Origin of the sequence: Lysinibacillus sp. NPDC056220, assembly GCF_049315265.1 — a bacterium.
GTDB lineage: Bacteria > Bacillota > Bacilli > Bacillales_A > Planococcaceae > Lysinibacillus > Lysinibacillus pinottii.
Genome location: NZ_JBMOXD010000010.1, coordinates 43542 through 56440, shown reverse-complemented (window position 1 = coordinate 56440; position 12899 = coordinate 43542). Strand labels below are relative to the sequence as shown.

General features: G+C 37.2%; 7 protein-coding genes. 3 read left to right on the top strand and 4 right to left on the bottom strand.

Going from position 1 to position 12899, the window contains the following annotated elements; all coding sequences use genetic code 11:
- Positions 1-14 precede the first annotated feature (14 nt).
- A complete protein-coding gene (locus ACOZBY_RS20150) occupies positions 15-449 on the bottom strand; it encodes a MarR family winged helix-turn-helix transcriptional regulator (RefSeq protein ID WP_012291956.1) in 435 nt (144 codons plus the stop codon).
- Between the two features lie 172 nt (positions 450-621).
- Here ACOZBY_RS20150 and ACOZBY_RS20145 point away from each other — a divergent pair, with 172 nt between their 5' ends.
- Positions 622-2607 (top strand): catalase, encoded by a 1986-nt coding sequence (locus ACOZBY_RS20145; protein ID WP_031416335.1) that lies wholly within the window; start codon positions 622-624, stop codon positions 2605-2607.
- A gap of 50 nt (positions 2608-2657) precedes the next feature.
- Here the strand turns inward: ACOZBY_RS20145 and ACOZBY_RS20140 are convergent, their stop codons facing one another.
- From ACOZBY_RS20140 to ACOZBY_RS20130, 3 genes are all read right to left on the bottom strand, one after another.
- Positions 2658-3122, bottom strand: coding sequence for a YusW family protein (locus ACOZBY_RS20140; RefSeq protein ID WP_012291954.1), 465 nt, complete (start codon positions 3120-3122; stop codon positions 2658-2660).
- A 107-nt stretch (positions 3123-3229) separates the two neighbouring features.
- A complete protein-coding gene (locus tag ACOZBY_RS20135) occupies positions 3230-5443 on the bottom strand; it encodes a YcdB/YcdC domain-containing protein (RefSeq protein WP_422762639.1) in 2214 nt (737 codons plus the stop codon).
- Positions 5444-5569: 126 nt separating this feature from the next.
- Positions 5570-6742 carry a glycosyl hydrolase family 18 protein gene (locus tag ACOZBY_RS20130; RefSeq protein WP_422762638.1) on the bottom strand — a complete coding sequence of 391 codons (1173 nt, stop codon included), beginning with the start codon at positions 6740-6742 and terminating at the stop codon, positions 5570-5572.
- A gap of 599 nt (positions 6743-7341) precedes the next feature.
- On the opposite strand from ACOZBY_RS20130, the gene ACOZBY_RS20125 reads away from it, so the two are divergent.
- A complete protein-coding gene (locus tag ACOZBY_RS20125) occupies positions 7342-7761 on the top strand; it encodes a hypothetical protein (RefSeq protein ID WP_036164143.1) in 420 nt (139 codons plus the stop codon).
- A gap of 13 nt (positions 7762-7774) precedes the next feature.
- Positions 7775-12859, top strand: coding sequence for a DUF4132 domain-containing protein (locus ACOZBY_RS20120; protein ID WP_422762637.1), 5085 nt, complete (start codon positions 7775-7777; stop codon positions 12857-12859).
- Positions 12860-12899 lie beyond the last annotated feature (40 nt).

Here is a 12899-nt window from a genome sequence, read left to right as displayed (position 1 = left end):
TTATTTAAATTTTTTTAATGTTCATTAGCATTTTTGCCAACCTTTTTAAGGGACAAAATCATTGTATCCAGCTCCTGAGGCTCCAATACTTCAAATATTTCATTTATTTTTTGTTCATGCTTAGGGAAAATCTCTTCCATTAAAATTTGTCCCTCATGTGTAAGCAATACATAAGTGACACGTCGATCTCTAGGGCAAGATTTGCGATATACATAGCCTTTTTGTTCAAGCTTATCAATTACATACGTAATACTACTGCTAGCAATTAATATTCTTTTGCCGATTACTTGAATGGGCTGCTCGCCACGATGATACAGAAATTCAAGGACTGAAAATTCGGTTTGATTTAAGTCAAATTGAAGTAAATCCCTTTTTGTTGCTTCCTGAATCGTTTGATATGCTCGGAACAAGACCGTAAATGCTTTTAAGTTACGATTGTCTTCCTTCATACGACTCCCTCACTTATTTCGAATTTAATTATCTTTAATTCGAGATAATAATAACATATCCATTTTTAATCAGCAATCATTTTGTTTCGTATTTTAATTGTGAGCTGAAAATGTTTGTGATCATCCTCTGCGGGTAGAAGGTAGTTGTAACTTATAAAGGAGGATTCTATAAATGAAAAAAGATATCAATCAAAAACAACATCAATTAGAAGCATTCCGAGTAAGTGATAAAAATCAACCACTCACAACCAATCAAGGGCTAAAAATAGCTGAGGATGAACATTCTTTAAAGGCTGGCAATCGAGGTCCTACTTTACTAGAGGATTTTCATTTTCGTGAAAAAATGACGCATTTTGATCATGAACGTATTCCAGAAAGAGTCGTTCATGCACGTGGATCGGCTGCACACGGGATTTTTGAAACCTATGAATGTGCAAGTGACATTACAAAAGCACAATTTTTAAATGGTAAAGGAACGAAAACACCTGTCTTTGTTCGTTTTTCGACCGTTGCAGGCTCAAGAGGCTCCGCTGATACCGTCCGCGATGCACGTGGCTTCGCTACAAAATTTTATACACAGGAAGGTAATTATGATTTGGTCGGAAATAACATTCCTATATTTTTTATACAAGACGCTATTAAATTCCCCGATTTCGTACACGCAGTAAAGCCCGAACCAAATAACGAAATTCCTCAAGCTCAAAGTGCCCATGATACATTTTGGGATTTTATTGCAAACAATCAGGAATCTGCCCATATGGTTATGTGGCATATGTCAGATAGATCAATTCCACGAAGCTATCGAATGATGGAAGGTTTCGGTGTGAATACTTATCGTTTCATCAATTCTGAAGGGAAGTCCCATTTTGTTAAGTTTCATTGGAAGCCTGTTCTAGGTGTTAAATCGTTAGTATGGGATGAGGCACAAATCATAGCTGGTAAAGATCCTGATTTCCACCGCAGAGACTTATGGGAATCCATTGAACGAGGGGATTATCCAGAGTGGGAACTCGGCGTGCAGCTTATTCCGCTCGAAGATGAATTCAAATTTAATTTTGACATTTTAGATGCAACGAAAATATGGCCTGAAGAAGAAGTTCCTGTCCGTATCCTTGGCAAAATGACGCTTAATAAAAATGTGGACAACTTTTTTGCTGAAACAGAACAAGCTGCATTTCATGTAGGACATGTTGTACCTGGCATTGACTTCTCTAATGATCCTTTATTACAAGGCCGCTTATTCTCCTATACAGATACACAGTTAATAAGATTAGGTGGCCCAAACTTTCACGAGATCCCTATTAATAAACCCATCTGTCCCTTCCATAATAATCAACGAGATGGCTATGGTCGACAAACGATTAATGTTGGGCAAGTTAGCTACCATAAAAATTCCTTAGCTGATAATACACCGTCCCCTGTCTCTGAGGAAGAAGGTGGCTATACACATTATGAGGAAAAAGTAGAGGGACATAAGGTACGCGCCCGCAGTGAAAGTTTTAAAGACCACTTTACACAAGCTAGGTTATTTTGGCTGAGTATGACAGAGATTGAAAAGGAACATATCATCAATGCTTTTAGCTTCGAACTGGGAAAAGTAAAAAGCAAAGCCATTCGAAAACAAGTTGTTGATATGTTTGCTCATGTCAGCCATTCCCTTGCTACAGCTATTGCAGATAATATTGGTATCGTACCTCCCGTACAAGTAGAGGTCCCGCACATAATGCAAACTTCCCCTGCTGTTAGCCAAATCTTGAATGCAGTAGAAAGTGTCAAAACTTTTAAAGTAGCGGTGATTGTAGCAGAAAATACGGAAGAAAACTTAAATGAGCTAATAGCTACACTGCTGAGCAAAAATATAGTAGTTGAATTAGTTAGTACAAAACAGGGGTTACTAAATGGCTTTGAGATTCATGAAACATTTGCCACTGCTTCTTCCGTACTTTATGATGGGATTTACGTTTCTGGTTCCTTCCATGATTTGAATCAACAAGCTAAAGCAGAGCAATTTATTGAAGAAGCCTACCAGCACTTTAAAACAATTGGCCTTGCTAAAAATGTATCGTTTTCACAGCATCTCGCCAATAAAAATGGGGTTGCTAATAACTTACCTTCTTTTATTCAACTCCTTGCAAAGCATCGACATTGGGAACGTTAACGTTCATACATGTAAAAGCCAGCTAACGCTTTAGCTGGCTTGTCTCATTTTTAAGGTAGTCGTTTGAATTCCTTCTCATTTCCGTCCATAAACTCTACTTCGACTTCAATGGACTGATAGTTATCTTCAATATTAAAAACTTTAATTACTTGATCAATCACTTCATCATTTGGAGTGGTAGAATCAAAATTTAACTGCTTAAATAACGGCTCTAGTTTTGTATAGGCTTCATCACCCTGTAACTTTACATTTTGTCGATCATCCTGTAACTTCGCTGAGATACCTGTTTTTTTATTTTCATACTCTACCTCGTATGACTCCGTAGCAGAATAATCAACATCTAATGAAAACTCTAAAAAATTGAATGTCACTTGGTCTGTAGGCGTATCACCAGTCTGTTGTGAAGCATTCTGATCTGCCGGCGCATTAGTAGGTACATCCTTCACCTCTTCTTTGTTACAGCCATACAATATAACCATTACGAAAGAAATCGCTAATAATAATTTTAATTTCATCTAGTTGTACACTCCTTTCTTTTCATATTATTTCCCCATTCTGCTATAAACTAACCCCAAAAGGGCATCTCCTCTAATGAGGAAATGCCCTTTTTATGACATATAACTTAATAATAGAAGTTGCGATCAACTTTATTTTCTTGAATAGCCTTTGCTAAACGGACTGTTGAGACAGCTAAATCAGCATATGACACACTCTTCGTAGCATTAAAGTTATTTTGCTGTGCGTCAATCAGACCCATACCATTTGCTAATGCAATATAGCCTGTATACGCTGGATCAATTGAAGCTGCATCAGCAAAGTTTAATTTATAAATATCCTTATACTTAGCAACATTGTCTAATTGTAATAGTTTGATTGACCACTCTGCGAACTCTTGACGACTCAGAGTAGCATCTAATGCAAATTGATTAGCTGGCTGAATGATGCCCATTTTAACAGCTTGCTCTACTACCCCATAGAGAGGATGTTTTTTATCAATATTGTTGAAGGATTGCTTTTCTCCATCTCCACTACCATAGTAACCATATGTTAAGGAATGCAATAAAATTTTCAATGCTTCTCCTTTTGTTACAGCAGCGTCCGCATTAAAGTTTGCTATATCTTTTACATCTAACACATTTTGATTGAATAAATAGTTCAACTCTTTGGCAGCTGTTGGATGAGAAATAACTGGTTTCTCTGTGGAGCCATCTACATTATTTAGCCATTCACCAGACACAGCATCTATCTGGTTATATAAACTGCCATTGTAAGTAGGCGCATAGACTAAATCGTAATGTAGTTTACTCTCTGTATCTTGTTTTACATATTGTAATTGCAATGTAAGTGCTTTGCTATAAGCTTCTTTTGCTTTGTCAGCTGATATGACATTTTTAATCGGCTGCCAGTTATCTATCTTCTGCTTATTAACACTTAATGAGCGTAAGGTTCCATCAGCCCCAATCCCTACATGTAAACCATCTCCTACAACTGCAATTCCATTCATGATGCGTGGGAAGGTGAAGTAATAGTCCTTACTATATTGATCAAATACAGCATCCTCTATTGGCATTGAATATTCATGTAAATACGAAGGTGCCCATTCCTTTAAGTAATCGATTGCCTTCTTCAATGCAGCGTCCTTAGAAATAGCGTTTACTTTGTTATCTGTTAAAAAGTCTCTCGATAGGTCATGATACTGAACTAGCTCACCTGTCGCCTTATTAATTTCTAAAGAGCTACCCGATCCACCATTGCCATACATATACGTATAGTTTACAGAGTAGATCGTCTCACCATTGTCATTTTCTCTTTCATCTACTAAATCGATCGTAAGCTTTGCTTTACTCTCATCAACTTTTAAGAAATTTTTTGCGAATTCTTCAGCTTCAGTTGCCGTTATACCGTTCTTTCTTGGAGGTAGCGATTGTGCTGAAATTTTTTCAACACTCTTTGTCTTCGGCAACTGTTCAGTGAAGCCATTTGCTGTCTGCCATTGCCCATTAAGAGCATGTACACCATTGAACCCTGTAACAGGCGCATAAACAAGCTTCACGTTACTTTGGTCAGATCTGTAATCATAATCAATATAATAACGAAGTTCCATAGCTAGGTTTTCACGAACTTGCGCCAACACATCTTCTTCTTTCTTTTTTTGATCTAAATTATCAAAAGAAGCTTTACTAATAGACTCTGCATTACTAGACATCCCGGTAACATCACCATTTGCCAGAACATTAATAGTTATACTTTGATCTCCAATAAGAACCCCATTATAAATTGGTGAATAGGTAAAGGAGTAAGTAATTGGTTCTGATAACGGTCTAGTAATATTAAAACCATATTCGTTATTATCATCTCGAAGTTTAAAATTATCCGAATTCACAAATTTACCCAGGAATTTTTGCGCAATTTTTTGTGCTTCATTCTCTGAATACTTTGCTGGATAGATTGCCTCTGCCATATTTGCAGGCTGATAATAAAAGTGTTCTAATTCTAAATCATCACCCTTAAATACAAAACTACCATGTACATCTTTACCTTTAATGGTTTTATAGAAATTTAGTTCATATCGAACCGTTGTATCATCTCTATAGAAATGTCCAGGTCCAGAATTAAAATCTTGATCCGCTACAAATTTGAACTCTTCCGGGAATAGTGAACGGAGCTTTTTTATCAGCATATTTTTTGTAATTTTTGTTTCAGTTGAAGCTACTTGAATTTCAATACGCTCCGATGATTCCTTTACATTTGCTGATGCCTGCGATATTGGTGCTAGCATACCAACAGAAAAAGCTGTTGATGTTAAAATGATTCCTAACTTTTTAAATTTACCCAAAATATCCCTCCTAAAATACAATTTACCATAATTATAATACAGATTCCTATATTTAGAAACAATTTTACAGATAATTACCAACTACGCAGAAAATACATTGGGTAAACCCTATTCTTCTATCGCATATCATTTCTTTACCACATCAAAGTTAGCACCAATTAATAGCCAATTTTGAGGGAATGGTAGTCCTAATTTCCAATAGCCGATCCCCCGAAGATTATATTGTTTAACAAGATTAAATTTAGCTTGAATGGATCTTGCATCTTCAAACCATACAATATGTGCCCTACCTTGTTCATCATAGTATTCAAAAAACGGAGCTTGTGCTCTCCAATCATATTGAATTGCCGCATTGTAACGTTTGGCAGTCTCAATAGCTCGTTGAGGACTCAATGCTTCTGCAATAGGCCCCCCCTGAACAAATGGTAACTTCCAATCATAACCATATAAATTTTGTCCCAGCATAATTTTGCCTGCAGGTATTTCACTCACCGCATACTTGACCACTTCCTCCACTTCAGGAAGTGGGGAAACAGCCATTGGTGGTCCTGCTGAATAACCCCATTCATAGGTCATTAGTAAAACAAAGTCCACTATCTCACCATGTGCCCTATAATCATGTCCCGCAGTCCATGGACCTCGATCACTTGCACTTGTTTTTGGAGCCAACGCAGTAGATACTGTGTAACCCTGAGCATGAAACTTCTCCACAGCTCTTCTTAAAAAATTGTTATAGGCTTCTCGTTGATCGCCTGGTAAATTTTCAAAATCAAAATGGATATCCTTAACGTCACCTAGCTTATTAGCCTCTGCAAGAATATTATCAAAGAGTAAATCCTGAACAGCCGTACTTTGAAAAATATCTCTCGCTAGCTCTCCACTAAAACTGAAGTTTTCCAGATTCGTAACAACCATTGCCAAAGAAGCCCCAGTATCATCCGTAATCTGAGGTACACCTTGACTAGGCGGTATCCGTAAGGTGCCATCTCGTCTGGCTTCGTAGCTAAATAAAGCCAAGTATGTTAAATAGGGACCCGCTTCTCTGGCTTGATCCAAAAGCACCTCACTAACAGAAGTACCCCTTGGTTCTAAGTATGCTAACGTTTCTGCTCTGGTTTTTGGTGGTTGCGGAATATATAATCTCATCCCAACAGCTAATGGTTGGTTTGGATTAATACCATTTACTTGTGCAAGTGTTACATAGTTAATACCCAATCGTTGCCCGATTGACCATAGACTATCTCCTGGCTGTACATAATAAAAACTGCCGACAATTGGAATAACGAGTGCTTGCCCCACGACTAAACGATTTGGCTCTGGAATTTTATTGGCGTCTACAATACTTTGAACTGTAGTCCCATATGCCTCCGCAATACCCCATAAAGACTCGCCAGCCCGTACAACATGTATTTGAATGACTTTGCCTCCTTCTAGCTTGATAAATCATACCTATAAAGTTTATGAAATAAGGAATGAAATGATGTCTTACTAGAAATCTCATAAAAAATCCATTCACTAGAAGCAGGAATGGATTTTTTAATAGCTTTACAGCTTGGGCAAATAATTGTTCAAGTAAGAAAAGCACCTTCTTTTTTAGTATATATTTCCATACGTATTTATTCCTGAAAAATACTTGCGTAACATCCTCTGTCTTTTCTCTACTATTTGTGTTAGAGCGCAAAATGATACATACCCCAACGAAAATAATCGTACAAACGTTCTATTTTTGAAGTATCCTTTAGCAGAACTTCCCCCTCTTTTTACCTTACAAATCATCCGTAATACACTATTTTTTGTTACACATTTCCCAAAAATATTTATGCAACTAGCTTCGTATGCCTTATTCTTTTCATAGCTACCCCTCTTGTATAATGAAATTATTGTAAGGAGGTGTTAGATTGCGTTTATTTTACCAACAAAAAGTAATCGGTAAGAAATCACGTAAGCTTCAAAAGATTCCATTTTTTATCGAAGAGCCTGTCATAAATTTACAGGATTTACTTATAAAGATTGTCACACAACAGGTACAACAATATAACGAAAAAATGGTAGATACGCCTCTCCATCTATATTTAACCGATCAGCAATTAGATCATGCTGCTCAGTACGGCAAAGTCCATTTTGGAGAGAAAAAAAACGATTCATTCCAACCAGTAGACCAAGCCGTCTCTACAATGCTCCAAGCTTTTCAAGATGAACTTTTTTTAGTCCTTCATAATGAGGAGACCATAGATTCGCTTAACTCACCACTAGCTGTACAGGAGGACGATGTTTTTACATTTATTAAATTAACAATGCTTGCAGGACGAATTTGGTAAGGAGGAATGTTTCATGACACTTTCACATGAACAAAAAACACATTTTCAAAGTATAGTTGACACAGCACCGTCAACTATACAGCCATTAGCGGCTGCATTACTAAAATATATGGACAATCGGAATTATGATATTGAACAGCTTATTACAGAACAGCACGTTCAATCACTAGAGGAACTATTTAGCGGACCATTATTAGAAGTGCTTACACTTTTTGCTTCACAGGAACGGGCATTCCATATCAAGAAATTAGCTTTACGTTTTGATGCTACGATATTCCAAACTGATAGTTTACGTCGCTCATTTCGGTCAGCCTCGTCCGTACAAGATCATCTTTTTCAATGTCTACAATTAATAGAGGAGATGCTGACATTTGAGGAAATTGGTTTACAAGATTTACTAGCTCACCACAGCCAATATGAGCATGGTACATACCCTAACTATAGCTCCTATGTATTGAAAAACGAAAATGAAAAAGTAATGAGCTTTCATGTATTTGAGCAATTGCTTGCTGAAGAGTTATCCTTAGAAAATCCTATCATTGAAGAAAAGATAGAAAGTATTTTATTTGATGAGCACCGCAGTAGCTTTTTCGGTCATCCCCTCATTCGTGGCATTTTTAAATCAAGCAATGGTCGGATGCATGAAGCACTTGGTAAATTATTAGTAGCGGCTGCACGTCAAGAAGGGCTTCGACAAGCAATTGTAGAAAATATTGACCATGGGAATCTAGATGCACAACTAAAAATGATGAAACTTATCCAGGAACATCAACTAACAAGGTTCTCCTCTGTTATTCGAGCGGTCGATACATGGATGGGACTTGGCTATAGTAGCTTTGAAAATCAAAAAATTACGGAAGAAGTTTTGTCTTTAGCCATCCAAGCGATGGAAGATGATCATTTCACCGAACAGCTGCTAAAAAGTGAACGTACCATTGATATTTACGTCGCATTATGGGCGACTTCTACAAAAGACTATACGAAGCTAGAATTGCTATTAGCTGATCTCTTAAAGCGAGACAAGCATATTCAGCTTACAACATTAGCCTTTTTAAAGAATCTATCAAAAATCTCCTTTACAGCGCCTTTTGTGAAGGAATTAATTTTAACAACGAAGGATATCGAGTTATTTGCATTTGCATGGAATAATTTCATTCATGCCAACCACTATATAAATAGTGAATATGCGAGAGATAACGAATGGGAAAAAACACTTCAAGGCTTTATGAAAGAAAATTCACAGCTACAAGGCATAGAATATCCTTTATTTGAACAGCTTGAATGGGCAAAAAATGAAATGACAAAAGACGGATTATCCATTACAGGCAAGCCTTTATCTTTTGTCTTTGTATACTTGTCATTCGAAGACTTAATTTCAACACAAATCATTCTTGCGCATTATCTTCAGGATGAAGAGTTATTCCAACGAATCATCGCACGTTCAGATGCTTATCCACCATCAAGTAGGATTGGTCTATTGAATATTTATTGTCTTGATCCAATCACACAAGGACAGCGTGAATTTCTATTCAATTCTTTACGAGATCGAAGCTCTATCAATCGTTCCCTTGCATTAAAAAAAATACATGCCCTGACACCAACCCAAGAAGAAATAGCAAAAATTGAGGATCTTTTAGCTAATAAATCTGGGGCTCTGCGAAAAGAAGCTATTTCACTCTTGAAAGTACAACCACAAGATCATGTATTGCAAAGCGCTGAACGATTAATAAAAGATAATAAACAGCTAAAGAGGCTTGGCGGTCTTGAATTATTATTAGAGGCCTCTAAGGACTACAATTTAGCTAACGAGCAAATTACGGCATTATGCTCACTATTACCAAAGATAACAAAAAATGAACAAGTATTTTTAGAACAATTAGTAGCAAGGGATGTACCAGAATATAACGAAAGCAATGGCTTTGGCTTGTATACACCACATGCCCCTATTTCATACGATAGCATTACCAATAGCTCCATCAAAATGAACAGTGAAGAACCTTGGCAACAGCTTATACCTTTATATGTACAAACACCTACACCCATTGAAAAATTTTTCCAATATGATTTAGATAAGCTTCTCTTCAAGTTAGAGCAACTTATTCATATTCTTGATGAATATGCTGATTTTGAATATGAAACTTTTCAATGGAATGACACTAAAATGACCACTACTTTAGGACAAAAATACAGTATATTGGCCACTAAAACAGACAGTCAGCGACATGCTAGTTTGGATGTTTATCCTATCCCAGAGGCTATTGTTCAATGGATTCAATCATCATCCTTTAGCAGTGAAGACTTAGCGTATTTTAATTTTTATAGTCATCTATCTGAATACCCTGCTGCGCATGACCTTTCTGAAGCAGCCCATGTTCTTATACAACCATTCTTTCAGTATGAAGAAATAAAAAAATATGTTGCTCAATTTAATTCCTTGAAATATCACTATACACTTCAACAAATTTTTTCTGTTTTGTCACAAGATATCAAAAATATTTCAGGAGAGACAACACTGCATACAGAAGCAGTTTCATTACTAGAAAGACATACACCGGCATTTAATAGCTTCAATCAGGCAGCTGGTATTGTGCTTCAGCTATTACATCAAATCCCTGCTGATCAATGGCAAGTGAATGTAAGAGATAAAGGTTATTACTACTATCAATCTACCTCTACAATTATCGACTTAGATATTATTGAGGCATTTGTCGATCGACTATCGAATTATGCAACTTATGAAGACTATGCTAAAATGCTTGCCATCAATGAAGAGCTAACAAAACGTATGCAAAAAGAAAATTATAGCCCAATTCTATACGATTTATCATTATTCCAATATTTAGATGCCTTTAAAGCTGGTCTATTAAAGCAAGACCATTTATATGAAGCCATTTTTACGAATACTCTTGCCTCAGAAATATTTACTGAACCAAGTAAACTACTAGATCGCTATCAATCGTTTGATGACTTAACGGATTTCCTTGCTATTCGTAATGAAGCTATAGATCGCATCTTAGCTATAGAACTGAAGCGTGGTGATACTCCAACAGCTGTTACCAAGCTGGCTAGTAGCATTTCTTACTTTGAAGGGATTGATTATTTCCTGCAAATTTTACAGGCACTTGATGGTGAAAAGCTTTCGCGAGGCTATATATGGCAGGCTGAAACGAAGAAAGATGTATTCTCCCGCCTTTTAACTAGCTGCTATCCTAAAAAAGAAGAAACGGCACAGCAATTAAAAGAAGCATGGCAAAAAACAGAGATTTCTAAAGAGCGTTTAATTGAAGCTATGATGTATAACCAGCATTGGATTGACCTTGTCAGTGAAGTGATTGACTGGGAAGGACTAAAGGAATCAGCTTGGTATTTTATCGCTCATACTACAGATTCTTTATCAGATTTTGCCAAAGATCAGATAGCTCTCTTCTCCAGCATAACGGCAGAAGATTTTGGTGATGGCGCCTTTGATTTAGCATGGTTCCAAAGTGCTTACCAAACATTAGGTTCGAAGAAATTTAAAGTTGTATATGATGCAGCAAAATATGCTTCTGAAGGAGCCAACCATCGTCGAGCTCAGTTATATGCAGATACAGCCATTGGCAAACTTAGTCCGAAACCATTAATGAAAGAAATTCAAGAAAAGCGCAATAAAGATAAACTACGTGCACTTGGACTTATTCCTTTAAAATCAGCAGATGACAAAGATGCTCTAGATCGTTACCAATTTATTCAACAGTTTTTAAAGGAGAGTAAACAATTTGGCGCTCAACGTAGGGCAAGTGAGGCACGAGCAGCTAGTATTGCACTAGAAAATTTAGCCCGTAATGCTGGAGATGGGGAAGCCACTCGCTTCATATGGCGAATGGAATTATCAGCCTTTATCGATATTCAGCATTTATTTAAAGCACAGCCTATCGAACAAATAACAGCGCATTTACAAATCGAAGAAGATGCAACTATTACGATAATTGTTGAAAAAGATGGTAAACGACTAAAAAACATACCTACTGCTTTAAAAAAGCATGCTGACGTTGTCATTCTTCAAGAAGCTCGCAAAGATTTGCAAGAGCAATATAAACGTGCACGTCCAGCACTTGAGCAGGCAATGGCATTAGAAACCATATTTTCAGCGGAAGAGCTAATCAACCTGTTAGCTCACCCAATTCTAGCTCCTCTTTTACAAAAGCTTGTCTTTATTAGCGGCGAGCATGTTGGGATGATAACACCAGAGGGCTTACAAGTACTATCAGGTAACGTTGTGAATTTGGCTCCAACAACAACCTTAATGATTGCTCATCCTTATCATCTTCTTGAAAGTGGTCAATGGAGACAATGGCAAGCCTATATGTTCGAGCACAAAATACAACAGCCATTTAAACAAGTGTTCCGTGAACTATACCTTATAAATGCAGACGAAAAAGGACGAAAACAATCATTGCGTTATGCGGGACATCAAGTCAATCCATCTCAAACAGTAGCCTTGTTAAAAACACGAGGCTGGCAAATTAGTTATGAAACTGGACCTCGTAAGGTGTATTACAAAGAAAATATAGTGGCTTCCTTGTATGCGCAGGCAGACTGGTTTACTCCAGCAGAAATCGAAGCACCTACAATCGAAGGTGTTTATTTCTACAACCGTTTAACAGGAAAAGATATCGTCTTAGATGATATTCCAGCCGCAATCTTCTCCGAGGTTATGCGGGATATGGACCTCGTTGTCAGCGTTGCCCATGTTGGTGGTGTCGACCCTGAGGCCAGTCATTCTACTGTTGACATGCGGAGTATTATCGTTGAAGAATTAGCTAAATTATTAAAACTATCCAACGTAGAAACTAAAAAACAACATGTCCTTATTGAAGGTAAATTAGCAAGCTATTCCTTGCATTTAGGCAGCGGTATCGTTCATCAAGTCGGTGGTTCGATGATACCGATTGTCGCAGTCCCATCTCAGCATCGTGGACGTATATTTTTACCTATGGTGGACGATGATCCACGGACAGCTGAAATTATGGCAAAGCTTTTATTGCTAAGTGAAGATACTAAAATTAAGGACCCAGCCATTTTAGCTCATATTCGAAGTTATGAACAAACGCATTAAGAGATATAAAACAAAAACAGGTGACGAAACATATGTCACC

Coding starts and splice junctions, on each gene's coding strand:
- ACOZBY_RS20140 (WP_012291954.1), bottom strand. CDS start 3,122: ATGAAATTAAAATTATTATTAGCGATTTCTTTCGTAATGGTTATATTG.
- ACOZBY_RS20120 (WP_422762637.1), top strand. CDS start 7,775: ATGACACTTTCACATGAACAAAAAACACATTTTCAAAGTATAGTTGAC.
- ACOZBY_RS20150 (WP_012291956.1), bottom strand. CDS start 449: ATGAAGGAAGACAATCGTAACTTAAAAGCATTTACGGTCTTGTTCCGA.
- ACOZBY_RS20145 (WP_031416335.1), top strand. CDS start 622: ATGAAAAAAGATATCAATCAAAAACAACATCAATTAGAAGCATTCCGA.